This window comes from Pseudomonas putida (assembly GCF_028682475.1).
GTDB classification, from domain to species: domain Bacteria; phylum Pseudomonadota; class Gammaproteobacteria; order Pseudomonadales; family Pseudomonadaceae; genus Aquipseudomonas; species Aquipseudomonas putida_AG.
In genome coordinates this window covers 42443-68721 of sequence record NZ_JANHLE010000028.1, presented here as the reverse complement: position 1 = coordinate 68721, position 26279 = coordinate 42443, and the positions used below count along the sequence as shown (strand labels likewise).

General features: G+C 58.3%; 17 protein-coding genes and 1 tRNA gene. 9 read left to right on the top strand and 9 right to left on the bottom strand.

The features are described 5' to 3' along the window. From NPS47_RS20515 to NPS47_RS20490, 6 genes are all read left to right on the top strand, one after another. Positions 1-2809, top strand: a 2809-nt coding sequence (locus NPS47_RS20515) for an autotransporter outer membrane beta-barrel domain-containing protein (RefSeq protein ID WP_274296599.1), incomplete at its 5' end; no start/stop codon positions are given. A 266-nt stretch (positions 2810-3075) separates the two neighbouring features. After that, on the top strand, positions 3076-3648 hold the full coding sequence (locus NPS47_RS20510; protein ID WP_274296598.1) for an invasion associated locus B family protein: 573 nt from the start codon (positions 3076-3078) through the stop codon (positions 3646-3648). After that, positions 3645-4124, top strand: a complete 480-nt coding sequence (locus NPS47_RS20505; RefSeq protein ID WP_274296597.1) for an invasion associated locus B family protein — start codon at positions 3645-3647, stop codon at positions 4122-4124. Before NPS47_RS20510 ends, NPS47_RS20505 begins: the two co-directional genes overlap by 4 nt. A 337-nt stretch (positions 4125-4461) precedes the next feature. Beyond that, positions 4462-5694 carry an EAL domain-containing response regulator gene (locus tag NPS47_RS20500; protein ID WP_274296596.1) on the top strand — a complete coding sequence of 411 codons (1233 nt, stop codon included), beginning with the start codon at positions 4462-4464 and terminating at the stop codon, positions 5692-5694. 520 nt (positions 5695-6214) lie between these two features. Then, positions 6215-6865, top strand: a complete 651-nt coding sequence (locus NPS47_RS20495) for a response regulator transcription factor (protein WP_274296595.1) — start codon at positions 6215-6217, stop codon at positions 6863-6865. A 114-nt stretch (positions 6866-6979) separates the two neighbouring features. Further along, positions 6980-10768 (top strand): ATP-binding protein, encoded by a 3789-nt coding sequence (locus NPS47_RS20490; protein WP_274296594.1) that lies wholly within the window; start codon positions 6980-6982, stop codon positions 10766-10768. Positions 10769-10946: 178 nt separating this feature from the next. On the opposite strand, the gene NPS47_RS20485 is transcribed toward NPS47_RS20490, so the two are convergent. From NPS47_RS20485 to rpsU, 5 genes are all read right to left on the bottom strand, one after another. After that, positions 10947-11023: transfer RNA gene (locus NPS47_RS20485), tRNA-Ile, on the bottom strand. A gap of 13 nt (positions 11024-11036) precedes the next feature. Continuing rightward, positions 11037-14780 (bottom strand): bifunctional diguanylate cyclase/phosphodiesterase, encoded by a 3744-nt coding sequence (locus NPS47_RS20480; protein ID WP_274296593.1) that lies wholly within the window; start codon positions 14778-14780, stop codon positions 11037-11039. 127 nt (positions 14781-14907) lie between these two features. Then, positions 14908-16755 carry an RNA polymerase sigma factor RpoD gene (rpoD, locus tag NPS47_RS20475; protein ID WP_274296592.1) on the bottom strand — a complete coding sequence of 616 codons (1848 nt, stop codon included), beginning with the start codon at positions 16753-16755 and terminating at the stop codon, positions 14908-14910. Between the two features lie 67 nt (positions 16756-16822). Continuing rightward, on the bottom strand, positions 16823-18793 hold the full coding sequence (gene dnaG, locus NPS47_RS20470; RefSeq protein WP_274296591.1) for a DNA primase: 1971 nt from the start codon (positions 18791-18793) through the stop codon (positions 16823-16825). A 304-nt stretch (positions 18794-19097) separates the two neighbouring features. Further along, on the bottom strand, positions 19098-19313 hold the full coding sequence (rpsU, locus tag NPS47_RS20465; protein ID WP_002551877.1) for a 30S ribosomal protein S21: 216 nt from the start codon (positions 19311-19313) through the stop codon (positions 19098-19100). 202 nt (positions 19314-19515) lie between these two features. Here rpsU and tsaD point away from each other — a divergent pair, with 202 nt between their 5' ends. After that, positions 19516-20541 carry a tRNA (adenosine(37)-N6)-threonylcarbamoyltransferase complex transferase subunit TsaD gene (tsaD, locus tag NPS47_RS20460; protein ID WP_274296590.1) on the top strand — a complete coding sequence of 342 codons (1026 nt, stop codon included), beginning with the start codon at positions 19516-19518 and terminating at the stop codon, positions 20539-20541. A gap of 23 nt (positions 20542-20564) precedes the next feature. Here tsaD and plsY read toward each other — a convergent pair whose 3' ends face one another. Next, entirely contained in the window at positions 20565-21134 is a 570-nt protein-coding gene (gene plsY, locus NPS47_RS20455) for a glycerol-3-phosphate 1-O-acyltransferase PlsY (RefSeq protein WP_274296589.1), read from the bottom strand. 74 nt (positions 21135-21208) lie between these two features. Between plsY and folB the strand changes: the two genes are divergently transcribed. Both folB and folK read left to right on the top strand, forming a co-directional pair. Continuing rightward, the gene (gene folB, locus NPS47_RS20450; RefSeq protein WP_038606019.1) at positions 21209-21562 is read left to right on the top strand and encodes a dihydroneopterin aldolase; all 354 of its coding nucleotides are present in this window, start codon (positions 21209-21211) and stop codon (positions 21560-21562) included. Then, a complete protein-coding gene (gene folK / locus NPS47_RS20445) occupies positions 21553-22062 on the top strand; it encodes a 2-amino-4-hydroxy-6-hydroxymethyldihydropteridine diphosphokinase (RefSeq protein ID WP_274296588.1) in 510 nt (169 codons plus the stop codon). Before folB ends, folK begins: the two co-directional genes overlap by 10 nt. Positions 22063-22139: 77 nt before the next feature. Here folK and NPS47_RS20440 read toward each other — a convergent pair whose 3' ends face one another. From NPS47_RS20440 to NPS47_RS20430, 3 genes are read right to left on the bottom strand one after another with little or no spacing between them, the layout of a single operon-like run. Beyond that, a complete protein-coding gene (locus tag NPS47_RS20440; protein ID WP_274296587.1) occupies positions 22140-23369 on the bottom strand; it encodes a multifunctional CCA addition/repair protein in 1230 nt (409 codons plus the stop codon). Between the two features lie 55 nt (positions 23370-23424). Beyond that, the gene (locus NPS47_RS20435) at positions 23425-24987 is read right to left on the bottom strand and encodes a SpoVR family protein (protein ID WP_274296586.1); all 1563 of its coding nucleotides are present in this window, start codon (positions 24985-24987) and stop codon (positions 23425-23427) included. Then, positions 24984-26255 carry a YeaH/YhbH family protein gene (locus NPS47_RS20430; RefSeq protein WP_274296585.1) on the bottom strand — a complete coding sequence of 424 codons (1272 nt, stop codon included), beginning with the start codon at positions 26253-26255 and terminating at the stop codon, positions 24984-24986. Before NPS47_RS20430 ends, NPS47_RS20435 begins: the two co-directional genes overlap by 4 nt. Between the last annotated feature and the right edge of the window lie 24 nt (positions 26256-26279).

Sequence of the window (26279 nt, the reverse complement as noted above, 5' to 3'; positions counted from 1 at the left end):
CCAGGCGTTCTCGTTCGGCGCCGGTGCGGGCAACCGCTTCGCCGGCACCGTCAGCTTGAAGGACAGCACCTTCGCTCTGGCGGGCAACAACACCACTGTGCTGACCGGTGCGACGCTGGAAATGGGCGCGGGCAACGTGACCACGGTGGGCGATGGCAACCAGGTGATCGGCGGCCTGAAGATCAATGGCGGCACGATGCTGTTCAATGCCAGCGCACCGGATCAGGTGCTGGCGACCAGCCTGATCACAGCCGGAACGCTGGACGCCAGCCATACCGGCACGGTGGTCATCAATGTGCCGGCGCCGTTTGTTGCTCCCGGCAAGGACACGCCCAATACCTCCAACCTGCTGACGCAGGATGAAGCGAACATCGGCGTCCAGTTGGTCGAAGCGAGTGCGGTGAGCGGCAGCGGTGGCGCGCTCCGTCTGCTCGACCAGAATGGCAATGTCATCACGGCCGCACGCCAGGTAGACATCAGTCAGGACGGCAACACCGTGGCCAAGGGCACCTATGACTATCGGTTGACCACGGGCACGGCGGGAGATGGCTTGTATGTGAACTACGGCCTCGCACAGTTGGATCTGCAATCGGGCCAGGCTTTGAGGCTGGCCGAGGATACTGGCGCGGCCGGGGCGGCGGCGGACATGTCGGCCAAGATCACCGGCGATGGCAGTCTGGTCATCGACGCCAGCAACACCATCACCCTGAGCAACGCCAACAGCGACTACAGCGGCGAAACGAGTGTGAACTCGGGCACGCTGCGTGCGGGTGCCGACAACGCCCTGGGCCTGACCAGCAAGCTGAGCCTGGCCAACCTGGCCGGGTTCGACCTCAATGGCAAGACCCAGACGGTGGGCGTGCTCAACGCTGTGGCAGGGTCGAGCTTGAACCTGAACAACGGCACGCTGGCGCTGAGCAACGGTGGCACCTCGGCGGGTACGCTCAGTGGTGCGGGCCTGCTGCAGGTCAATGGCGGTACGCTGGACGTGCAGGGCGGCAACAGCGGCCTGAGCGCCGACACCCTCATCGCGACAGGGGCCACGGTCAGTCTGAACCATGTGGACGGCCTGGGCAGCGGCAGGATCACTGATAACGGCACCCTGCTGCTCGATGGAGCCAGTGGCACGCTGGACAACGCCATCGATGGTACGGGCGACTTCGTCAAGCGCGGCGCGGGCCTCGTGACCTTGACCGGCAAGACCGGCTGGACAGGCAGCACGCGACTGGAAGGCGGCGATTTGGTCCTGGATGGTGGCCAGGGTGGTGCGCAACTGTTCAGTAACATCGTGGGTACCCGAGGAACGAGCCTGAGCCTGAGAAACGGTGCAAGCCTGACCGGCTGGATCGACCCGACCGACGTCAACATCGACGCGGCCAGTACCTGGAACATGACCGCCGATTCCCTCGTCGACAAAGTCGATCTGGCCGGCGCGATCAAGTTTGCTCCGCCTGCCTCGAAGCCTCTGGAGGCTGGGCGTACGCTGACGGCCAGTAACTGGATCGGCCGGGGCGGTACGGTGGAGCTCTACACGGTACTGGGTGACGATCGATCGGCGAGCGACCGGATCGTGCTCGATGGCGGTCGCGCCACGGGTGATACCGGATTGATCATCCGCCATGCGGGCGGCGACGGTGCACAGACAAGCCAAGGCATCCGTGTGGTCGAAACGCGCAACGGTGCGACGACCGAGGCCGGGGCGTTCAAGTTGTCGACAGCGTCGGACGGCTATCGCGCCGGTAAGGGCACGATCGCGGCTGGCGCCTATGACTACAGCTTGGTACGTGGTGGTAGCAAAGGAGTGGCTGACGACTGGTACCTGACCTCGCGTAACCCTAATGAACCGCGGACCTCAGACAACCTGACGTATCGGCCGGAAGTGGGTGCCTACCTGAATAACAAACTGGCCGCTTCGATGATGCAGGTGCACACGCTGCACGATCGCCAAAGCCAGGCGTCGGAAACGCAAGGCCAGGACCCGAGCGATGCGAGCGACGGCAACGGCTTCTTGCGTGTCGTCAAGAAGAGCAGCGATCGCACGGGTGCGGGGCATCAGGATCTGTCCGATACGACCACCTTGATCCATGGCGGAGGTGACCTGCTGCGCTTGAGCGATAGCGCCGACGGCAGCATCCGTCTCGGTGTGATGGGGGCGCAACATTCCAGCGACAACCGAGCCGATAACGGTAGCGTGAAGGCGAAGGGCTCGGTGAATGGCTACAGCATCGGCGTGTATGGCACCTGGTATGGCCATAGCGACATTCAGACAGGGCCGTATGTAGACAGTTGGATCATGTACGGCAAGTTTGATAACACGGTGAAAGGCCACGGCCTGGCGAGCGAAAGTTACGACTCGAGCAATCTGTCGGCCTCGCTGGAGGCGGGTTACTCGCTGCCGGTCTACGAGAGCAAGCGCACCCAGCTGTACATCGAGCCACAAGCCCAGGTGATCAAGTCGAACTATCGCGCCGATTCACACAAGGAGCGTAACGGTACGGTGCTCTCGGGGCAGGCGGACACGTCGGTGACGACTCGCCTGGGTGTGCGCTTACACGCAGACGTGAAAGATACGCTGGGCATGAAACCTTTCGCGCAATTGAATTGGTGGCATGGCCCGAGCTCGCAGAGCATTGCCTTCGATGGAGTGAAGGCGCATGACCAACTGCCCGAAGAACGTCTTGAGGGCAATCTCGGCCTGCAGGGAAATCTGAGCAAAGAGGTGAGCGTATGGGGTTCGGCCGGTTACGAGGTCGGCGAGCGTGACTACCGTGTCAGCAAGGTCGAACTGGGTGTGAAGTACGCCTGGTAAACCTGAATAACGATGGCAAAGCAAAGAGGGCGAAGGCCCTCTTTGGAAGGTAGTCGCGTGGGCCTAGCCATCGTTGTGCTCAGATTCGCGGCCGGCAGCATCTTCCTGGTGAAAATAGGACGTGTCCGATTTTGCTTGCTGGCAGCTTTGCATAAGATCCCTCTAGGCATATGTCTAGAAATTCCCGGCGTTGCTTCCAGGTAATCCTGGGTGGGATCAGGGCAGATCATGCTTGTGAAAGTTTTGTTTTTTAATCGGAGTCAGCAGTGCCAAAACATATTTTCCGAATCTCTGGTGCGGTGGTTGCGCTTGTACTCGCGGCCAGCTTGGCGCCGGTGGTTGCAGAAGAGGCGGTGCCTCAGTCCGCTCCGGCTACTCCGGCACGGGAGGCCCTCGGTGACTGGTCTGTTGGTTGTGCGACGCCGGCGGTGGAGCAGCCAACCGATAGAATATGCACATTTGCCCAGGAGCAATTCGATAAACAATCACATCAGCGTGTGCTCGGGCTCGAACTGCAGCCTGACGGCGCCGGCGCGAAGGGTGTCCTTGTCCTGCCGTTTGGGCTGGACGTCCAGAAGGGCGTTACGTTGCAGGCGGATGAGGGCAAACCATTCAGCGTTTCGCGCATCAGTCACTGCCTGCCGATCGGTTGTGTGGTCGAAGTAAAACTGGATGCGGCCACGATGGCGCGGTTGGACAAAAGCAAGGCGCTGAAGGTCAACGCAACCATTAACGGAGGTAAGCAAGTGTCTTTCGACATTTCACTCAAGGGTTTCAAGAAGGCCTTCAATCGGACGAAAGTGCTGGCAATGTCCAAGCAACAAGGGAGTAAATCATGAGCAGGTTGCTGAACAGTGCCCTGCAGGGAGAGGCGGCGCAGTTGCGAGAAGTTCATGAGAACTGGGTATTGGCCTGTGCTACGCAAACGGTCGATGGCGTGGTGGGTCAGCATGGCGTACTGATTCAGGAACAGACCCATAATCAGTCGAACCAGCGTGTGCTGAGCATCGAGTTGTGGCCTGAGGGAGAGCAGTTCAAGGGGGCGCTGATATTGCCTTTTGGCCTGGCGTTGCAGGAGGGCGTGATCCTTTGTGTAGACGAGGGCGTACCGTTTACCCGTCCGTTTCGCACGTGTCTGGCCGCTGGCTGTGTTGTGGATCTTGAGTTCGATGAAGGCGTTAGTGCAGAGCTAAGGGTGGGCGAAACACTCATGGTGACGGTTGTTACAGCCGATATCGGTAAAGAGGTGGCGTTTGCAATTCCGCTGAAGGGATTATGCAGTGCGCATGATCGTCTGCTGGGCTTGCTCCAGTAGTCTTCAGATACATCCAGAAACGTATAAGGTCAAGGATGGTTGAGCGTTACCCGCTACAGCATGGCCATGAAAAAACGGTCGTGTTCCTGGAGCGCTCATGCTGACTAATCCGTATGTTGATTGAATGCTGCGTAAAATCAAACATCAAACTAGAAATATTCTTTCTGGCGATTAAGTTAATCAAATGCATGCTGGCAGTGCGCGTTTTACCTGATGGGTGCAGTGGAGTCCCCCGGAGCCGTCAATTCAGGACCTGTCTAAAAGGCAGTAAATGGCAGTGTAGTTAACTTATTGATGACCAAAGGCTAAGGAATGGCTTCAGCGAAGAGACAAAAGCATGCGTTCACTAAATGTTTTGCTCCTTGAGAACAATGCTTTTCAGTTGATGGCACTGCACCATATGTTCAACAGCATTCAGCTCTTCAATGTTCGGACAGCCTGCAGTCTTGAGGCGGCGCAACAGGCGCTGGTCAGTCGAGGCAGTGCCGATATTGTTATATGTGATTTGCAGATGGATGGTTTCGAAGCCCTCGATATGATCCATTTTTTGGCCAAAAACCGATTGGCTCGTGCGCTGATCATCCACAGTAGCCATGAGCAAAGTGTCCTCGATGGCGCGGCCAATTTAGCCAGATCGCAGGGCATCCATTTACTTGGTAGTTTGCAGAAACCTATGTCGACCGAGGCATTGTGTTTGCTCCTGGATAAATATAAGGATCATATTCAGCGCGGAGTTGATTCGTTGCTACTGGCGCAGGTGTCAGAGTCGTTATCACTGGAAAAACAGCTTCAGCAGGCTTCTACTCAGCGCGTTGGTGGCGTTGGAGTGATTGAGCAATGCATCGCTTACTACCAGCCCAAGGTAAATCTTGAGGGAAAGTTACTGGGGGTTGAAGCGTTAGTCCGTTGGCAGCACCCTCAACGTGGTTTGTTGTCGCCCGGCTGCTTCATTGACGCCCTGGAGAATGCCGGACTAATCGAAGCGTTGACCTGGCACATGCTGGAGTTGGCGTTGAAATTATCCGCTCGTGTATTGCGCGAGCGTGGTGAGTGCCTGCCGGTCTCGGTGAACATCCCTCCTTCGATGATTGAGCGGGATAATTTTGCGCGACAAGTATTGGCGCTGTTGGTGCGCTTCGGCTTGCCCGCCAACGTGCTCACACTGGAGATCGTCGAAAGCCAGGTATCGTACGACACGGCTACTCACTTGGAAGGTTTGTTGCGCTTGCGTAAGCAGGGCTGTCAATTGTCAATTGATGACTTCGGCATTGGCGCCTCGAATATTCAGCGCCTGCTGCAATTGCCGTTTTCCGAGTTGAAAATTCCTGCTGAGTTCGTGAACAGCATGGCGAGCGATGAGCGTAAGGCCGCAGTGGTCGCAGGAGTCATGATCATGGCGCGAAGGATGGCATTGAACGTGGTGGTCGAAGGGGTGGAAACGGCGTGTGACTATCGAGCGTTGCAGGGGTTGGGTAGTCTGGCTGTGCAGGGTTACTTCATTGCACGGCCGATGTGCGAAGCTGACCTGTTGTACTGGATCAGCGAGCATCAAAGTGTCGAGCTCAAGTAAGCCCTTGCTACTGTAGGTAGATGCGCTGGCCGATGGTGCAGATCTCGCACAGGTCGAAAAGCTGCTGCACGGCGATGCAGGGGCGTAAGACATCCGCTTTTACAATCACCGCCGTCGCCACTCGACGCGGGATATCTCAGTCCAATGGATTTTGAGCGGCGCTACGCGAGCAGTAGCTCTTCACCACCTGTCCACCCGTTCCGGGACAGACCAGTATATGTTGTACACAACGGTGAGTCTTACTCCAAATCACTCCACATTACTTGCAAACACTAATGGATCCAAAAGCAAGCTTCAGTCTCGAATGCGCACGACCCTAACGGAGGTATGCAAGAAGCCCTGCCGGGTTTTCTAGTCAAAATTCTACAGTGCTATCAGGCGCATTGTGGATAGAATAGCAATGACCAATAGGTAAGTTAGGGAGAATTGATTGGATGTGCTTATTGACAATCAAGAAAATGCTCTGGCAGAACCGCGAGCCAAGACGCCCCTACGTGCAGCGACATCGAGATGATATGTCATGTCTACCTTCAAAATTAAAGTGGTAATAGCGGATGATCATCCGGCATTGCTAATCGGTATAAAATATGCGCTTGCCACGAATGCAACGCTCGATATTGTTGGCTCTGCTGAGGACTCGACACAACTTATTTCCATACTCGATCAGCATCCTTGCGACGTACTGGTCACGGACTATGTAATGCCGGGGGGGAGATTCGGTGATGGCACTCCTCTTCTCGCCCTTGTCAAGCGCCGGTACCCGACACTTAAGGTTGTAGTTTTCACCATGCTTGATAATCCCGCGACCACTCGACACCTTATACAGCACGGCATCAGTTGTATTCTCAGCAAGGCGGACCCTTCGGAGCACATCGTGTGCGCCATCCTGGCAGCCTATGCAGACAAAAGCTATTTCTCTCCGCTCATAGACGAAATCGTCCAAAGACTGGGCATTAATCCACACACAATTGACAGTTTGCCGGAACTCTCCAAGCGCGAAGCGGAGGTGATCCGCTTGTATGCCTTAGGCTACACCATCAGCCAAATCGCAGAACAGTTACATCGTAGCAAGCAAACCATCAGCTCACAGAAACAACGAGCCATGCAAAAACTTGGGATCCAACGCGAACCAGACTTGTTCAAGTATGCGATGGAGATAGGGATAATTTGAATATAATAGTCAAAATAGTAATTCGTACCAAATGTTCGGGTCGATTGAAGCTCTGATGTTGGAGGGGCACCTCTCTCGGCAACATCATGTCGGCGTCAAAAGGGAAAGATGTATTTGAACAGAATTACAATTGGCGGCAAATTATTTCTTCTTGTCGGACTACTGTCGACCATCACGGTAGTTTCCGGACTGGTGGGAGTGAGCGCAATGTCCGATGAGAAGATGCGATTAAAATCGGTTTATGAAGACCGAACCGTTGCGCTGGTACAACTGGGTAAGGTCCTGTATGACTCTCAGTCGATACTCCATCTGCTTGAGCGGGCGGAAGATGAGCAGTCACCGGCTAGTCTCGCCAGGACGCTCGACAAAATTGACCATATCGCGGCCAGGCGCGAGGAAAATTGGCTAGTCTATCGGCGCACTTACTTGACTGCTGAGGAAATGGTACTGGCCGATCGAGCTGACGCCGACAGACATGAGCTCGCGACCGCACGTAGCAAGATCATCGCCGCATACCGCCACGGCGGCCGGGTCGCGGGTATGGCCGAAGCACAGAAAGTCCTCCTGGCTCGCCCCTTCAGTGCCTTTCACGCCGACATGGGCCAGTTGATCAACCTGCAGGCTCGCATTACCCGTGAGAAGTACGACGAAGCACACCAAAAGTACCTACAGCTTTACATCTATACCATCACAATTGTCCTTGGCAGTGTCCTGCTTGGGGTCTTGATATCCTTGCTGCTGGCTCGTTCGATCACCCGCCCGCTCCACGTCGCAATTGCCATTGCCAATCGCCTTGCAGGCATGAACCTCGCGGACGCCCCGTCTTTTGCCGGCAAAGATGAAACTAGCCAATTGCTCCATGCCCTTACCCAGGCGCAGTCTGGTCTGCGCAATATGGCTGAGAAGATAAATGCGCAGGTAGCGCAACTGGAGGGAATGTCGAACGCATTGCTACCGGCCGTCTTTCAGTTACGCTTATCTGCCGACAGAAGGATAACTTACAACTTCATAAGCAACAGCGTCTTGCCGATCCTAGGTGTTTCCGCAGAAGAACTGCGAGCTGACCCTGCGGCACGCTGGCGCCATGTACATCCGGACGATCTGGAGCTGGCACAGAGCGCTTTCACTACATTGCTGCACAGGGTGCTGTCAGGAGAGGAAGGTGCCTGTTCAGAGGCAATCAGCCGAGTAGTGATTGACGGTGAAACCCGCTGGGTGCTGGCGAACGTGCGCGTGAGCACTGATTTGGCCGATGGTGCGGTTATCTGGAACGGTTACTATCAGGATGTCACAGAGCAGCGCCACGCACAGAAACTGTTGCAGGATGTGGTTGACGGATATCCCTCCGTCGTTCTGATCAAGGACCTAAAAGGCCGGCACCTACTGACCAATCGGGCATTTGATCGAGTCTTCAATCTGCCAGCGGGCGCTGCGCTGGGGAAAACGGATTACTTTTTCTTTCCGGACGACGTGGCAAGACGCGTACGGGCAAAGGACAAGGAAATAATCAGGAATGGTGCAAGCCAGCAGTTCGAGGAGGAAATTCCGAGTCAGAATGGAAGTTATGTGTCGCTGACCACAAAATTCCTGCTGACCGATGACAATGGACAACCCTACGCCTTGTGCGTGATTGCGAACGATGTATCCCCGCGCCGGGCGATGGAAAACGCTCTGCGCGACAGCGAGGCGTACAACAAAGCGCTGTTTCAAAACTCCCATGTCCCGATGGTGGTAGTGGCGCCGGAAAGCGGAACTATTACCGATTGCAACAGGGCCGCCGTCGATATCTATGGTTATGAGGGCAAGAGCGATCTCATTGGCAAGACAATTCTTGATGCCTCAATGTCTCAAGAATACACATGGACTGCAGCGATCCAACAACAGGCTATCGCAATTGAGAAAGGGCTCAATGTGTTCGAGTGGCGCCTCCAGCGGCCAAACGGTGATACCTGGCACGCGGCAGTGCATCTGACGACAATATGCCTTGATGGCAAGCAACTGCTGCAGGGTACTCTCGAGGACATTACCGTACGTAAGTGTGCCGAAAAAGCACTTCAAGCAGCCAAGGAGGCTGCCGAAGAGGCTGCACAAATGAAGTCCGACTTCCTTGCTACGATGAGTCACGAAATCCGCACTCCATTAAATGCCATTCTGGGTAACCTCGAACTACTCGAGTACTCAAACCTGTCGGACCTGCAGCGTGACCGGTTACACACTATCACGACATCGTCATGCTCACTGCTCAACATTATTAACGATATTCTGGACTTGTCCAAGTTCGAGTCGGGTTGCTTGAGACTGGAAAACGCCACTTTCGATATCATTAATATGATTGAACAGGTGGCTTCAATGTTCGCCCCACTTGCGAGAGAAAAAGGACTTGTACTCTACTTTTCGGTCGAGCCAGAAATAGAACGGCTTTACCATGGGGATCCAACGCGAATTCGGCAGATTGTCGAGAATCTCCTCAGTAATGCGATCAAGTTCACCCAAGAGGGCAAGGTGACCCTGGCCCTTCGGCTTGCACAAGAAGCCACGGATGGATCGCCGCTGGTCATTAGTGTAAGCGATACCGGTATTGGTATTCCCGCTGATCTTCAGTGCAAAGTGTTCCATAAATTCACACAGGCAGACTCATCGATAACGCGCCGTTTCGGCGGTTCCGGTCTTGGACTCACTTTGTGCAAGCGGTTGACCGAGTTGATGGGCGGCGACATTTCGCTTGAAAGCATCCCCGGCCTTGGCAGTAAGTTCTCGGTGTGCTTGCCGATACCAATGGACAGTGCCACAAGTGTTGAGCCCCTCCCTTTTGCGCCTGGAACAGCTATCGCACTTGTGGGTAAGTCGCCGGAATGGTACTCAACGATCAAGCCTCACCTGCTTAAGTGGGGGCTCGATGTATTCACTGCCGGCTCGCCAGAAGCATTGACTATCGCCCCGATTCCAAAGCTTATTTTTGGCGGCAAAAGCCAATGGCATACGGTTGGTGAAGGGGCTGAGGCCTGGACTACCTGGGAGATCCACGTAAGCTGCGACGGTCCGCGCACTCCTATCGCAAGCGGCAATCAGCTATCAGTATCCTGCTACTCCCTTGCCGGCCTCAGGTCAGCCATTGCACTTGCAGTGGAAAATTCAAACAAACGGATACAGTCTCCCCCGGCGCCCGCGCTCGAATGCACCACAGGCAAACTACCAGTACGAGTGCTCGTAGCCGAAGATCATTTAGCAAACCAAATACTGATCCGCGAGCAACTTGAGTTGCTAGGCTTCAAGGCCGACTTCGTCGAGAACGGTGTTGCCGCGCTCAAAAAATTTAGTGAGCAACAATACGATATTGTGCTGACTGACCTGTCAATGCCGGAGCTCGATGGATATGGCTTTGCAACTTGTCTGCGCAGACAAAAAGACTGGGTGCCAATCATAGCAATCACGGCCAGTACGGCAGCTGATGATCGTCGTCGCTGCGAAGAGGCAGGTATCGACGACGTCATACTGAAGCCTATATCTCTGGCTGAACTGGATATCGCAATACGCAAGAACCTGGGCGGTAAGCTCGATGTCAGTCCAAGCTCGAACCCCACGAGCGAACACGACACTGCAACAACCAGTCCTCTACCAACAGATCTGTATGAAGCAATGATGACAGCTTCATCGAAGTCTCTTGCAATCATTCGCGCTGCGCTTTCAAGTGGCGACGTGAAACAGGTACTGACGCAACTGCACTCCATGCAAGGCGCTTTCATGATGGTGCGCGAAGCTAATATTGCAGCAGCCTGCATCGAGCTGCAAACCATGGCTAAAGCGAATGATTTTGCGGCTTTGTTCCATGCACTCAACGATTTTGAACACCGGGTGCATACAGCTTTGCAGAGACGCAAACCTCGTTTCTTTATTGAGAAGTAACGGCTTTCGACAATGGGCAGGTGCCGGCAGGTTTTTTGACGATTGTGGTCATCTGAAGGACTTCTAGGGCCTGCAAGCGAAGCCGCACTGTACCTAATTTGTACCGTTGGCCCATCGGGCTGTATCTGAGGTTGTCGCGCCAGAAATGCGAAAGCCGCGCAATGCGCGGCTTTCTGTTTGGTGGGCCCACACGGACTTGAACCGTGGACCAAAGGATTATGAGTCCTCTGCTCTAACCAACTGAGCTATAGGCCCCAGTGGTCGCGGATTATAACGAGGGTTTCCGGGCTGTGCCATCCGAAAGATCCGAAACTGCTATACGAAGGAAGGAAGCGGCAAATTCCTCCGCCGGTAGCGGCAGGCTGACGATGTAGCCCTGGATCTGTTCGCAACCTTCAGCGGCGAGGAATTGCTGTTGGGCCTGGTTCTCGACGCCTTCGGCAATGATGGTCAATTGCATGCTGCGCCCCAGGGCAATGATCGCCCGGGCGATGGCGGCATCGTGGGGGTCATCGGGCAGGCCGCGAATGAACGACTGGTCAATCTTGAGGATGTCCAGCGGCAAGCGCTTGAGGTAGCTCAGTGATGAGTAGCCGGTGCCAAAGTCGTCGATCGCCAGTTGCACGCCCAGGTGTTTGAGCTGGTGGAGAATGGCCAGGGCTTCTTCGGCCTGGCTCATGATGAAGTTTTCGGTGATTTCCAGTTGCAGGTCACCGGCTTTGAGCTGGTGGGTCTTGAGTAGCTGTTCAATGCGTTTGATCAGGCTGGTTTGACGCAGTTGAGCGCCGGCCAGGTTGACCGACAGCGGGCCGAAGGCCTGGTAGCGTTTCTTCCAGGCCTGCATTTGCCGGCAGGCCTGTTCCAGCACCCAGTCGCCCAGTTGCAGAATCATGCCGTTCTCTTCGGCCAGGCCGATGAAATGTTCTGGAGGCACGTCGCCAAACAGCGGGTGGGTCCAGCGAATCAGGGCTTCGGCACCCACCAGGCTCTGGGTTTTCAGGCTGAACTTGGGCTGGTAACTCAGGCTCAGTTCATTGCGCTCTATGGCCCGGCGCAGTTCGTGTTCCAGGGCAATACGCTCGCTGGCCTGGGCGGTGAGGTCGCGGGTGTAGCATTCGACCCGGTTACGGCCCTTGGCCTTGGAGCGGTACATCGCCGCGTCGGCATTGCGGATCAGTGAGGCGACATCCGTGCCGTCCTGTGGGTACAGGCTGGTGCCAATGCTGGCACTGGTGAAGAACTCGTGTTCGCCAGCCTGGAAAGGCGCGCTGAAGCAGGCCAGCAGTTTGTTGGCGATATGGCTGGCGTCGCTGGGCTGGTGCAGGCCGGGCAAGAGGATGATGAACTCATCTCCACCCAGGCGCGCCACGGTGTCGATATCGCGCACTTGTTCTTTCAGGCGCTGGGCGATGCCTTTGAGCAGCAGGTCGCCGACCGGATGGCCAAGGCTGTCGTTGATGTGCTTGAAGCGGTCGAGGTCGAGAAACAGCACGGCCCCCTGGCGCTTGGAGCTCTGGGCGCAGGTGAGGGCCGCTTGCAGGCGGTTTTCGAACAGTGTGCGGTTGGGCAGGCCGGTGAGCGGGTCGTGGTGAGCCTGGTAGTCGAGTTTCGCCTGGGCATGCTTGAGGCTGGAAATATCGGCGAACACGGCAACAAAGTGGGTGATGACCCGCTCGCTGTTGCGCACAGCACTGATGGTCAGCCAGCTCGGATACAGCTCGCCATTTTTGCGCCGGTTGTGGATCTCGCCCTGCCAGTGCCCTTCGGCGGTCAACTGGTGCCACATGGCGGCATAAAAAGCGCTGTCGTGCTGGCCCGAGGCAAGCAGGCGCGGTGTTTGCCCCAAGGCTTCGAATTCGCTGTAACCGGTGATTTCGCTGAACGCCCGGTTGACGGCACTGATGCGTTGCTCGGTGTCCGTGATCAACACGCCTTCGGCGGTGTTTTCAAACACCGTGGCGGCCAGTTGCAGCTTTTCCTGCATCAGGTGGCGTTCGGTGATGTCGCGGGCGATGGTCAGCATGCAGTCGACACCGGCTATCGGTAATGGCCGGGCTGATAGCTCGCACAAACGTATCTGGCCGTCACGGCGGCGGATGTGGCAGCTGAAATCACGGACGAAACCGTCTTTTTTCAGCATCTCCAGCAGGCGTCGGCGTTCGTTGAGGTCCACCCAGATGCCCAGGTCCAGCGAGGTGTGGTCCAGTGACAGATGACTGTCGAAGCCTGTCAGGCGGCAGAAGCCTTCATTGACCTCAAGCAGCAGGCCGTCGCTCTGGCGTGACAGCAGCAGGCCGTCAGGGGAGGCGTGGAAAGCCTTGGCGAATTTCTCTTCGGAGGTTTGCAGTTGCTCCTGGGTTTCCTTGAGCTGGCTGATATCGCGCACGGCCACAACCAGAGCGGGCGTGCTGTCGAGCTCAAAGGGCTCGGCCGAGATCAGGCCGGTGAACAACTGGCCGTTGCTGCGCCGGAACAGTGTTTCCAGGTTGCGTATGCTGCCGGATTGCAGGCGCAAGAGTAATCCCGGGCCTATTCCGTCGACGCCCCAGATACTCAGCTCGGAAGCGGTGCGGCCAATGACTTGTGCCGAGCTCAGGCCGATCTGTTCTTCGAAGGCCTCGTTGACCTCCAGCAGGCAGCCGTCGCTGAGGCGGGCGATCAGCAGGATGTCCGGGCACTGCTGGAATACCGAGGCGAATTTCTGCTCCGACAGGCGCAGGGCATCCTCGGCATTCTTGGTTTCGCTGATATCGATCATCAGCCCGCGCATCACCGGTTTATGCCCGGGCTCGATCAGGCTGACGATATCGCGTACCCAAAGGCTGCGGCCATCGGCGCATATCACCCGATAATCGAGGCTGTGGTCGCGCCCGGCAGCGGTCTCGCTGTCGCAGTAGGCCTGGGCCCAGAGGGCGTCGTCGGGGTGAATGATGCTGCGCCAGAAGCCCGGGCGCAGCCAATGAGCCAGCGGGTAGCCGAGCAGGTCTTCGGCATGCGGCGAGACATAGCTGTAGGTGAAGTCATTGGCATCGGCTTCCCAGGCGATCGCCGAGAGGCTTTCAATCAGGCCGCGGTAGTGGTATTCGCTGCTGCGCAGTTCCTGTTCCAGGGCAATGCGCCGGGAAATTTCCGAACTCAGCCGCCTGTTGACTCGCACCACTGCCGCCAGTATTGCCATCAACAGCAATATCCCGGGCAGCCCATAAATCAACAGGTCGTACCAGAGAGTCCGGTGATCGAGGACATTGCCGACCCAGCGCTCCTGGATCTTGCCGATTTCGCTGGTGCTCATGTCGGCCATGACTTTGTCGAGGATGCCGACCAGGATCTTTTGCTCACGTGGTACCGCCATGGCCAATTGGTAGCGGTAATTGGTCTCGCCACTGACATACAGGCCATCGAGTTTGAGCTGGCGCAGGCTCCAGATGCTCGATGCGAGGTCGCCGACCACCGCGTCGACTTCATCGGTGGCCAGTGCCTGCAGGGTCGAGCTGACATTGGGCAGGGCAACCAGATTCAGGTCGGGGTGATGGGTTCGCAACAATTCATGCGGCGCATAATTCTCTACCACGGCAATCTTTAGCCCGTAGAGGTCGTTCAGGGTGCGCGGCTGTGCCCCGCCTTCATGGGCGAGAATGACGATCGGGAAATCCAGGTAGGGGCGGGTGAAGGCCAGGAAACCCTGGCGCTCCGGTGTCGACATCACCCCAGGGAGCAATTCCAGTTGGTTCTTGCGTGCCTGTTCAAGCACGGCAGACCAGCTGGAGGGCTCGACCGGTCTGAACACTACGCCCAGTCGGTCCTGGATAAGGGCAATGTAATCGGCAGCCAATCCCTGGTAGTGACCGTCCTGGTCCCGGTATTCAAACGGTGGCCAGGATGCGTCGACGCCGAGGCGCAGCTGTGGGTGGGCGCTGAGCCAGGCTTGTTCTTCGTCGGTCAGGGTCAAGGCGCCGGCCGTTGCGCTCCAGAGCATCTGGAACAGCAACAGGAGGGCCGGCATTTTGGGCATAACGGCCTCGTCATACAGATGAACTGCTTCGAGTGTAGACGGGCATTTCTGCGCCAGGGTAGTGGCGAAAGACTTAAAGTGCGTGATCGCAGAAAAGAAAAACCCCGGCCTGGGCCGGGGTTTGTCATCACTCGTCGAGGAAGGAGCGCAAATGCTCGCTTCGCGTCGGGTGACGCAGCTTGCGCAGCGCCTTGGCTTCAATCTGACGGATCCGTTCACGGGTCACGTCGAACTGCTTGCCGACCTCTTCGAGGGTGTGATCGGTGTTCATGTCGATACCGAAACGCATGCGCAGCACTTTGGCTTCGCGTGCGGTCAGACCGGAGAGCACGTCACGGGTCGCTTCCTTGAGGCTTTCGACCGTGGCGACATCGATTGGCGACTGCATGGTCGAGTCTTCGATGAAGTCACCCAGGTGCGAATCTTCGTCATCACCGATCGGGGTTTCCATGGAGATCGGCTCTTTGGCGATCTTCAATACCTTGCGGATCTTGTCCTCAGGCATTTCCATGCGCTCACCCAGCTCTTCCGGGGTCGGTTCACGGCCCATTTCCTGCAGCATCTGCCGGGAAATACGGTTGAGCTTGTTGATCGTCTCGATCATGTGCACCGGGATACGGATGGTGCGGGCCTGGTCGGCGATCGAACGGGTGATCGCCTGGCGAATCCACCAGGTGGCATAGGTCGAGAACTTGTAACCACGACGGTATTCGAACTTGTCCACCGCCTTCATCAGGCCGATGTTGCCTTCCTGGATCAGGTCGAGGAACTGCAGGCCGCGGTTGGTGTACTTCTTGGCGATCGAGATAACCAGACGCAGGTTGGCCTCGACCATTTCCTTCTTGGCACGACGAGCCTTGGCTTCACCGATCGACATGCGACGGTTGATGTCCTTGATCTCGGCGATGGTCAGGCCGGTTTCGCTTTCGAGGTCGATCAGCTTCTGCTGGCAGGCGACGATGGCATCGCTCTTTTCACCCAGGGCCGCGGCCCATTTGGTGCTGCGCTTGGCCAGGTCGCTGGCCCAGGTCTGGTCGATTTCGTTGCTCGGGAACAGGCGCAGGAAGTCGGCGCGTGGCATGCGTGCGTCACGGACACACAGTTGCATGATGGCGCGTTCTTGCTGGCGCAGGCGATCCAGGGCGCTGCGAACACGTTCAACCAGTACTTCGAACTGCTTCGGCACCAGCTTGATCGGCATGAACAGTTCTGCCAGTTCAAGCATCGCCTTGAGGCTGTCCTTGTGCTGGCGGCCGTTCTTCTTCAGCACTTTGAGGGTAGCGTTCAGTTGTTCCTGAACGGCACCAAAGCGCTGCTGGGCGATGACCGGGTCGGGACCGCTTTCGGCCTCTTCCTCTTCCTCTTCACCTTCCTTCTCTTCGTCTTCGTCGTCGGCTTCGGCCTTGGCCGGCGCTTTCGGATCGATCGGCGGCGGCACTTCGGCCGGCGGGGCAATGCCGTCGTCCGGGTCGATGTAGCCACTGAGAACATCCGACAGGCGGCCGCCTTCGGCGGTTACCCGGTCGTATTCGCTGAGAATGTAGTCGACAGTACCCGGGAAGTGAGCGATAGCGCCCATGACTTCACGAATACCTTCTTCGATACGCTTGGCGATTTCGATCTCGCCTTCGCGGGTCAGCAGCTCGACGGTACCCATTTCACGCATGTACATGCGCACCGGGTCAGTCGTGCGACCAATATCGGTTTCCACAGCCGCCAACGCTGCGGCGGCTTCTTCAGCTGCGGCTTCGTCGGTATCGGCTTCGGCCAACAAAAGGGCATCCGCATCCGGAGCACTCTCGAATACGTTGATCCCCATGTCGTTGATCATGCGGATGATGTCTTCCACCTGCTCCGGATCTGAAATATCCTCTGGCAGGTGGTCGTTGACCTCCGCGTAAGTCAGGTAGCCCTGCTCACGACCGCGGGTGATCAACTCTTTGATGCGAGACTGCTGTTGCGCTTTTCCGGACATAACACCCTATCCACTGAAGGTCTTGGCGGGCAAAAAACAAGCCGAGGATTATACCCGAGCTAGGACCTCACGCGCCAGTTGAGGTCGGGGTTTGTGCGGGAACATTCCGGCTTAACAGGTCGCGCAGCTGATTTTTTTCCTCTGCGCTCAGTTCACTTTGACGTGCTTTCCTGAGCAAATGTTCCAGGCTTCGCTCGCGTTGGCGAGCGGACAAGCTAGTTATAGTGTCGAAAAACTGTTGTTCAAGGTTGTCGGCATCGATCAGCCATTCCTTTTCCGCCAATGCCCGCAACAATCGGCCTTGTTCAGTGCCGTGCCAGCGTGCAATCAGCTGTAGTGAGCGTAGCTCAGGATTCTTTTGCAACGCCTCCAGCAGGGCCACCAGCAGCTGGGCGTAGACGTGCTCTTCGGCCGCAAAATGGCCGGCATCTTCGACTTTCTTGGCCAGCTGCGGATGGTGCAGCAGGGTGCGCAGAGCGCTCAAGGTCGGGGGTTCCACCGAAGTCGGCACGCGTGGCGGGGCATCCTGGCGTTGACCGTTGCGCTCCCACGGCTTGCCCTTCTTGTCCCACGGCTTGCCTTCCCATTTCTTCTTGCCGCCCTTGTTCGGCGTCCACTGCTGTTGCGGCGGTGCGTACTCGGGTTGGTGGAAGTCGCCGTAGTCTGGCGTGTAGTCGGGAATGGCGTCGTAATCGATGCCCGGGTCGTAGCTGGGCGGCGCTTCGCTGGGCGCGCTATGGCTCAGTTGCTCGACCTGCTGGTTGTCGAGCCCGGTGATTTCCTTGAGGCGATTGCGCATCAGGGCACGAAGGTTGGCGCCGGGCACTTTTTCGATCAACGGTGCTGCCAGGGTGGCCATATGGGCCTTGCCCTCGAGCGAGCGCGGGTCGGCTTCCTCGGTCAACTGCTGGAAAAAGTAGTCAGCCAGAGGTTGGGCATGCTGATTGATGCGAGCGCGGAAGGCGTCGGTGCCTTCGGCGCGGATCAGGGTGTCGGGGTCTTCGCCTTCGGGCAGGAACAGGAAACGCGCCTTGCGGCCGTCCTGCAGGCTCGAAAGGGTGGCCTCCAGGGCGCGCCAGGCGGCGTTGCGGCCGGCCTGGTCGCCATCGAAGCAGAACAATACGCTGGGGACCACGCGAAACAGGCGCTTGAGGTGTTCTTCGCTGGTGGCCGTACCCAGGGTCGCCACCGCGTTGCGCAGGCCCTGCTGGGCCAGGGCAATGACGTCCATGTAGCCTTCGACGACGATGATTTCATCGAGGTTGCGGTTGAACTTGCGCGCTTCGTATAGCCCGTACAGCTCCTGGCCTTTGTGGAAGACCGGCGTTTCCGGGGAGTTCAGGTACTTGGGCTTGTCGTCGCCAAGCACCCGGCCGCCGAAGGCAATGACCCGGCCACGGCTGTCGCGGATCGGGAACATGACCCGGTCACGGAAGCGATCGTAGCGCTTGCCGGACTCGGCGTTCTCGATCAGCAGGCCAGCATCGATCATGGCCTTCTGTTGCAGGGTATCGCTGCTCAGATGTTTGAACAGGTTGTCCCAGCCGGGTGGGGCGTAGCCGAGGCCGAAGTCGCGAGCGATTTCTCCGGACAGGCCGCGGCCCTTGAGGTATTCCACCGCCGAGCGACGGGTCGGGTGACTTTTCAGGGCCTGGCGATAAAATTCGGCAGCCGCTTCCAACAAGGGGTACAGCGGCGAGTCGGTGGGTTGCCGGGGCTTTTGCCCGCGTCCACCTTCTTCGCGCGGGACTTCCATGCCGGCAGCCTTGGCCAGTTCCTCGACGGCCTGGGGAAAGTCCAGGTTGTCGTGGTCCATGATGAAGCCAAGGGCGTTGCCACCCGCGCCGCAGCCGAAGCAGTAATAGAACTGCTTGTCGGGGCTGACGCTGAAGGACGGGGTTTTTTCCTTGTGGAACGGGCAGCAGGCGGTGAGGTTCTTGCCGGCCTTTTTCAGCTGCACGCGCGAACTCACCACATCGACGATGTCGGTACGGTTGAGGAGGTCGTCGATGAAGCTTTGGGGAATCAGCCCGGCCATGGCACTCTCATCATCAGGCGATAAGCAAGTGTAATCGCTAATGCTGCGGGAACGGCTGCGCGTTCGAGCGATGTCGAATGGCGTAACACAAAATTCGGAAAGACGTGCTCGTCTGTAGCCGGTGAGGGCTCGTCAGTAATGACGTGCACAGCTGGCGTTGAGGCCAGTTCTGACGTTTCAGGCAGGTTGTCCACACTGCAGGGCAATGGGACGCCTCGGGTCCAGGGACCTGAGGATCAAGCAACTACTGCCGGCAGCCCGGCTTTGGGCCGGGCGAGGCAGAAGCTTGCGACGGACGTCTGTATTAGTACAGACGAACGGCGCGGCGCTGTTCGCGCTGAACTTTCTTGGCGTGACGTTTAACAGCGGCTGCTGCTTTGCGCTTACGCTCAGAAGTCGGCTTCTCGTAAAATTCGCGGCTACGAACTTCAGCCAGAACACCGGCTTTTTCGCAGGAGCGCTTGAAACGACGCAGAGCTACGTCGAAGGGTTCATTCTCTTTAACTTTGACGGCTGGCATCCAGAGCTACCTTCATTCATTACCGGGGGTCAACGAACTCGTGGCAAAACTGTGCACTGGAGAACGTCGGTTTTTAAGGGTTGCGGATGTTAACCCTTAGCCAGCCGGAATGCAAAGCCTCTGATCGAAAACCGCTGGTCGGCACCGGGAGTGGGGACTATCATGCGCGCCTTCGAATTCAGCCTCCGCAAGGCGCAAACCCATGCTAGTACTGGGATTAGAAACATCCTGCGACGAAACCGGCGTCGCATTATACGACAGTGAACGCGGTCTTTTGGCCGATGCATTGTTCAGCCAGATCGACCTGCACCGCGCCTATGGCGGCGTGGTGCCGGAGCTCGCCTCGCGCGATCACGTCAAGCGCATGCTGCCGTTGATCCGCCAGGTGCTGGACGAGGCCGACTGTGTCGCTACCGAAATTGATGCCATTGCCTACACCGCTGGACCCGGGCTGGTCGGCGCGCTGCTGGTGGGGGCGTCCTGCGCCCAGGCCCTGGCGTTTGCCTGGGGCATTCCGGCGCTGGGCGTGCATCACATGGAAGGGCATTTGCTCGCGCCGATGCTCGAAGAGCAGCCGCCGGAGTTTCCGTTCGTTGCCTTGCTGGTGTCCGGTGGGCATACCCAGCTGGTGCGTGTGGACGGCATCGGTCGCTACGAGTTGCTGGGTGAAACCCTCGATGATGCAGCGGGCGAGGCGTTCGACAAGACCGCCAAGCTGATGGGGCTGAATTATCCTGGTGGTCCGGAAATCGCCCGTCTAGCGACTCAGGGCGTTCCTGGTCGCTTTGTTTTCCCGCGGCCAATGACCGATCGTCCTGGCCTGGATTTCAGCTTCAGCGGCCTCAAGACCTTTGCCCTCAACACCTGGCAGCAGTGCCAGCGTGCTGGGGACGACGGCGAGCAAACCCGTTGCGACGTGTCGCTGGCCTTCCAGCAGGCGGTGGTGGAGACTCTGACCATCAAGTGCAAGCGTGCCTTGAAGCAGACCGGCCTCAAGCGCCTGGTGATCGCTGGCGGGGTCAGTGCCAACAAGGCCCTGCGCACCGCGCTGGAGGACATGCTGGCGGGCATCAAGGGCAATGTCTACTACGCCCGGCCACAGTTCTGCACCGACAATGGCGCGATGATCGCCTACGCCGGTTGTCAGCGCCTGGCTGCGGGGCAGCAGGAAAGTCTGGCGATCAGTGTACAGGCACGCTGGCCGATGGAGCAGCTGGCGCCGCTGTGATGAGCGGCGTTCAGGCGCAGGATTCAGAAATGCCGTTCGCGGCCGGCAAAAAGGTCGCGTAGATTGCCGCGGTGACGCCAGACGATCAGCACGGTCAGCACGCTGATCGGCAATAGCGCTTCCGGCTCGCGCCAGGCCAGCAGTGGCAGGGTTAGCGGGGTGGCGATCAGTGCCGCCAGGGAGCTGGTGCGGGTCAGGTAGAAGGTCAGCAGCCAGGCGCCGATGGCCAATAGCGCCGCTGGCGGGTAGAGCCCGAGAAGCAGGCCGGCGGCGGTGGCGACACCTTTGCCGCCGCGAAAGCAGAAGTACACCGGAAACAGATGGCCGATGACCGCACACACGCCGATCCAGGCCTGTTGTTGCAGATCAAGGCCGGCAAGACTGGCGACCAGTACGGGCAACAAGCCCTTGCACAGGTCGCCGAGCAGGGTCAGGACCGCCAGTTTGCGGCCGGCCAGACGCAGCATGTTGGTTGCCCCGGCGTTGCCAGAACCGCTCATGCGCGGGTCCGGGCTGCCATTGAGGCGGCTCAGGAGTATGGCAAAGGACAGAGAGCCAAGCAGGTAGGCGAGCAGTGCCAGTAACCAAAACATGCTAACTATTCCGGGCGAGGACGCCCTGATTCTAACGGCGCCAGTCGCCCTTGTCGTGCAGTGGAGAGAAGTGCTTGGACAGAGTGTTCATCGAAGGCCTGGAAGTCGATACCGTCATCGGTGCCTATGACTGGGAGCGTGGCATTCGCCAGTGCCTGCGCCTGGACCTGCGTTTTGCCTGGGACAACCGGCCTGCGGCGGCGGGCGACGACCTGACCCTGGCCCTGGACTACGCCAGTGTCACTGCGCGTATCCAGGCGTTTGCCGAACAGTCCGAATTCCAGTTGGTCGAGACCTTTGCCGAGCGCCTGGCAGCGGTGTTGATGAGTGAATTCCAGATCCCCTGGCTGCAGCTCAAGCTGACCAAGCCAGGCGCCGTTTCAGCCGCCACAGGAGTGGGCGTGGAGATCGAGCGCGGATGTCTCTGAACCGGGTTTACCTTGGCCTTGGCAGTAATGTCGAGCGTGAGCGGCATTTGACTGCAGGGCTGGATGCGCTGGCTGTTTTTCTGCAGGGCATGCAGTGTTCGGCCGTGTTCGAAAGTCAGGCCGTGGGCATCAAAAGCGGTCCGTTCTTCAATCTGGTGGTGACCGGGTTGACCGATATGCCGTTGATGGAGCTGGACCGTCGGCTCAAGTTCATCGAAGCCGATAACGGTCGCTATGCGCCAGAGCGCAAAGGCCTGCCGCTGGATATCGATGTGCTGATGTACAACGATTTGCATGGCAGTTTTGACGGCTTGGTGCTGCCCCGCGCCGAGATCCTCAAGAATGCCTTTGTGCTGTGGCCGCTTTCGTTGATTGCTCCCGAGCTGGTGCATCCGGGGGCAGGGAAAACCATGAGTCAGCTGTGGCAAGAGGCGCAGATCGAGCAAGTGCTCGCGCCAGTCCCGTTTGAGTGGCGTGGGCAACAACTCACCAGTCTTTGAGGCCCAATCCCTGGCAAGGCAAGCTCCCACGGGTTCGTGTGGGAGCCGGCCTTGCCGGCGATGCGAGCGCCACCGTATCAGCTGTGGAAGCCGTCCTTGTAAGCCTTCAAGGCTTTCAGTCGCTCCCCCTTCAGTGCTTCACCCAGCGCCTGGCCAGTGAGCCCCTGCTGTACCAGTGGTTGCACTTGCACTGCCCGCGCTGCCGCCGCCGCACCGCGCAGGTAATCGGCTTGCGGGTACTGCCGCTGCTCCAGTCCCTTGCGCCCTCGGGCGTCCATTTCACAAGCCGCAATGAACTCTTCAAAACGCTGCGGCCGACGATAAACATCGAAGCTTTGCAGCAATTCAAGCAAGGTCGAGGCCCTGAGCTCCAAGGCGCGGTGGCAGTGCGTGTGGTACTCACCGACCAGCGCCGCCAGTTCCTGGCAATCGCGTGGCACCTTGAAGCGCTGGTTGACCGCTTTGATCAGCTTGAGCCCGCGCTGCTCATGAGCGATGTGCCGAGGCCACTCATCCTCTGGGGTAAGCCCTTTGCCCAGATCGTGCAGCAGGCAGGCCCAGCGCACGCTCAGGGGCTGCTGATACTGTGCTGCTTGTTCGAGCACCGAGAGTGTGTGTATGCCACTGTCGATTTCCGGGTGGTGGGCCGCAGGCTGCGGTACGCCGAACAGTGCATCGAGTTCAGGCATCAGCTCTTTGAGGGCGCCACAATCGCGCAGCACCTGAATGAACACCTGAGGTTGATCTTCCATCAGTGCCCGGGAAATTTCTTTCCAGCTGCGCTCGGCGGTGAGTGCCTGGAGTTCACCGGATTCGCTGAGCTGGCGCATCAGCTCGATGGTTTGCGGCGCGACCTTGAAACCCATTGCGGCGTAGCGCGCTGCGAAGCGGGCGACGCGCAGGACTCGTAGGGGATCTTCGGTGAATGCGGGGGAAACGTGGCGTAAAACACGGGCTTCGAGATCTTTCTGGCCACCATAAGGATCGCAGACATTACCCTGCTCATCTTCGGCCATGGCGTTGATGGTCAGGTCGCGGCGGATCAGGTCTTCTTCGAGGGTGACCTCGGGGCTGGCGTGAAAGGTAAAGCCGCCGTAACCGCGCCCGCTCTTGCGCTCGGTGCGCGCCAGGGCGTATTCCTCGCCGCTTTTGGGGTGGATGAACACCGGAAAGTCGGCGCCCACGGGCCGATAGCCGAGCGCCTGCATTTGCTCTGCGCTAGCGCCGACCACAACCCAGTCGATATCACTGACCGGCCGGCCGAGCAGGCGGTCGCGTACGGCACCGCCGACTTTGTAGATCTGCATGAAAATCCTCCGTTGATGCCACAGGATACCCTGTCTGGCAGCAACGGAGGGTTGGCTAGAGGTGCACGACCGCCAGGTCCAGGCGCCCGTACTCGGCTTCGCCATGCTCGCCCTTGGGCGGCACATGGTGGGTTTTCATGATCTGGTCGCCCTGCAGGGTTTCCAGGTGGATATCGAAGCCCCAGAGGCGGTGCAGGTGCTTGAGCACCTCCTCGGTCGAGTCGCCCAGCGGCTTGCGATCGTGTTGCTGGTGGCGCAGGGTCAGGGAGCGGTCGCCACGCCGGTCGATGCTCCAGATCTGCACGTTGGGTTCGCGGTTGCCCAGGTTGTACTGGGCGGCCAGGGTTTCACGAATGATCCGGTAACCGCTTTCATCATGGATGGCCGGCACCAGCAGGTCATCGCGCTGGTCGTCATCGAGGATGCTGAACAGCTTGAGGTCGCGGATCACCGTGGGTGACAGGTACTGCAGGATGAAACTCTCGTCCTTGAAGCTGCTCATGGCGAACTTGATGGTCGACAACCAGTCGCTGCCGGCGATATCGGGGAACCAGCGACGGTCCTCTTCAGTAGGGTGTTCGCACATGCGCCGGATGTCGCGGTACATGGCAAAACCCAGGGCATAGGGGTTGATGCCGCTGTAGTAGGGGCTGTCGAAACCGGGCTGGAACACCACGCTGGTGTGTGACTGCAGGAACTCCATCATGAAGCCCTCAGTGACCAGGCCTTCGTCGTACAGGTCGTTCATCAGGGTGTAATGCCAGAACGTCGCCCAGCCTTCGTTCATCACCTGGGTCTGGCGTTGCGGGTAGAAATACTGGGCGATTTTGCGCACGATGCGCACGATCTCGCGTTGCCAGGGTTCGAGCAGCGGTGCGTGTTTCTCGATGAAGTAGAGAATGTTTTCCTGGGGCTCGGCCGGAAAGCGCGCGTTATCGCGGTCGCTGTTCTTGTCGGCGCCCTTGGGAATGGTCCGCCACAGGTCGTTGATCTGCTTCTGCAGGTGTTCTTCGCGTTCCTTCTGTCGACGCCGTTCCTCTTCGGCGGAAATAGGGTAGGGGCGTTTGTAGCGGTCGACGCCGTAGTTCATCAGGGCGTGGCAGGAGTCGAGCAGGTCCTCCACGGCATCGATGCCGTGGCGCTCCTCGCACTGGGTAATGTACTGCTTGGCGAACACCAGGTAATCGATGATCGAGCTGGCATCGGTCCAGGTGCGGAACAGGTAATTGCCCTTGAAGAAGCTGTTGTGACCGTAACAGGCGTGAGCAACCACCAGGGCCTGCATGCAGATGGTGTTTTCTTCCATCAGGTAGGCAATGCACGGGTCGGAGTTGATCACAATCTCGTAGGCCAGGCCCATCTGGCCGCGGCTGTAGGACTTCTCGGTGCTGAGGAAGTGTTTGCCGTAGGACCAATGGTGATAGCCCAGGGGCATGCCGACGGAGGCGTAGGCGTCCATCATCTGCTCGGCGGTGATCACTTCGATCTGGTTGGGGTAAGTGTCCAGGGCATAGCGCTCGGCCAGGCGGCTGATTTCCCGGTCATAGGCCTGGATCAGTTCGAATGTCCATTCGGAACCGGTGGAAATGGGGTGGCGCTTCTGCTCTCTAGCGGTCATGTCACTAACCTGCGCTGGAAGAGTTCACGGAAGACCGGATAGATATCGCCGGCCGACACCAGCTGCTGCTGGGCGAAGGTATCGGCAAAGGCTTCGCCGATACGTTCATATTCGAACCACAATGCCTGATGTTCGCGGGGGGTGATCTCAACGTAAGTGTAGTACTGGACGAACGGCATGATCTGCTTGGTAAGGATCTCGCGGCAGATCGGCGAATCATCGTTCCAGTTGTCGCCGTCGGAAGCTTGCGCGGCGTAGATGTTCCACTCGTTGGCCGGGTAGCGTTCGGCCATGATCTCCTGCATCAGCTTCAGGGCGCTGGAGACGATAGTGCCGCCGGTTTCCCGGGAGTAGAAGAACTCTTCTTCGTCGACTTCGCGGGCACTGGTGTGGTGGCGGATGAACACCACTTCGATCTTGTCGTAATTGCGCTTGAGGAACAGATACAAAAGGATGAAAAAGCGCTTGGCGATATCCTTGGTGGCCTGGGTCATGGAGCCGGAAACGTCCATCAGGCAGAACATCACCGCTTTCGAGCTGGGGTTGGGTTGTTTGATCAGCAGGTTGTACTTGAGGTCGAAAGTATCGAGGAAAGGAACGCGGTTTATACGCGCGCTCAACCGCTCGATTTCGGCTTCTATTTCCTGGATATCGCCGAAATTGTCCGGTTCTTCCCGTTTAAGTCGCGCCAGTTCCTCTTGCGCCACGCGCAGTTTGGCGCGGCTGCTGCCGGACAGGGCGATGCGTCGGGCATGCGCCGAGCGCAGGGTGCGGATGATGTTGATGCGAGACGGGTTGCCTTCGTTGCTGATACCGGCACGCACGGTCTTGAAGGTGTCGGTGCCGGCCAGGTGGCGTTTGACCAGGTTGGGCAGCTCCAGGTCTTCGAACATGAATTCGAGAAATTCCTCCTGGGTAATCTGGAAGACGAACTCGTCCATTCCCTCGCCGGAATTGCCGGCCTTGCCGCGGCCACTGCCACCGCCGCCACCCTGTGGCCGAGCGATGTGCTCGCCAGCGGTGAACTCCTTGTTGCCTGGGTGGACCACGGTCTGTTTGCCACCGCGGCCGTGGTGAAGCACCGGCTCGTCGATATCGCGGCCGGGTATGCTGATTTGCTCACCATGCTCCATGTCGGTAATGGAGCGGCGACTTACGGCCTCCTCGACGGCTTTCTTGATGTGGTCACGGTAACGCCGCAAAAAGCGCTGGCGGTTGACCGTGCTCTTGTTCTTGCCGTTCAGGCGTCGGTCGATCACATAGCTCATAGGCCCCTCCGGGGAGCTGAAGAC

Excerpts from the sequence above, each read along its gene's own strand:
- NPS47_RS20505 (WP_274296597.1), top strand. The coding sequence starts at position 3,645 with ATGAGCAGGTTGCTGAACAGTGCCCTGCAGGGAGAGGCGGCGCAGTTG.
- NPS47_RS20500 (WP_274296596.1), top strand. The coding sequence starts at position 4,462 with ATGCGTTCACTAAATGTTTTGCTCCTTGAGAACAATGCTTTTCAGTTG.
- NPS47_RS20495 (WP_274296595.1), top strand. The coding sequence starts at position 6,215 with ATGTCTACCTTCAAAATTAAAGTGGTAATAGCGGATGATCATCCGGCA.
- NPS47_RS20480 (WP_274296593.1), bottom strand. The coding sequence starts at position 14,780 with ATGCCCAAAATGCCGGCCCTCCTGTTGCTGTTCCAGATGCTCTGGAGC.
- rpoD (WP_274296592.1), bottom strand. The coding sequence starts at position 16,755 with ATGTCCGGAAAAGCGCAACAGCAGTCTCGCATCAAAGAGTTGATCACC.
- dnaG (WP_274296591.1), bottom strand. The coding sequence starts at position 18,793 with ATGGCCGGGCTGATTCCCCAAAGCTTCATCGACGACCTCCTCAACCGT.
- rpsU (WP_002551877.1), bottom strand. The coding sequence starts at position 19,313 with ATGCCAGCCGTCAAAGTTAAAGAGAATGAACCCTTCGACGTAGCTCTG.
- tsaD (WP_274296590.1), top strand. The coding sequence starts at position 19,516 with ATGCTAGTACTGGGATTAGAAACATCCTGCGACGAAACCGGCGTCGCA.
- plsY (WP_274296589.1), bottom strand. The coding sequence starts at position 21,134 with ATGTTTTGGTTACTGGCACTGCTCGCCTACCTGCTTGGCTCTCTGTCC.
- folK (WP_274296588.1), top strand. The coding sequence starts at position 21,553 with ATGTCTCTGAACCGGGTTTACCTTGGCCTTGGCAGTAATGTCGAGCGT.
- NPS47_RS20440 (WP_274296587.1), bottom strand. The coding sequence starts at position 23,369 with ATGCAGATCTACAAAGTCGGCGGTGCCGTACGCGACCGCCTGCTCGGC.
- NPS47_RS20435 (WP_274296586.1), bottom strand. The coding sequence starts at position 24,987 with ATGACCGCTAGAGAGCAGAAGCGCCACCCCATTTCCACCGGTTCCGAA.
- NPS47_RS20430 (WP_274296585.1), bottom strand. The coding sequence starts at position 26,255 with ATGAGCTATGTGATCGACCGACGCCTGAACGGCAAGAACAAGAGCACG.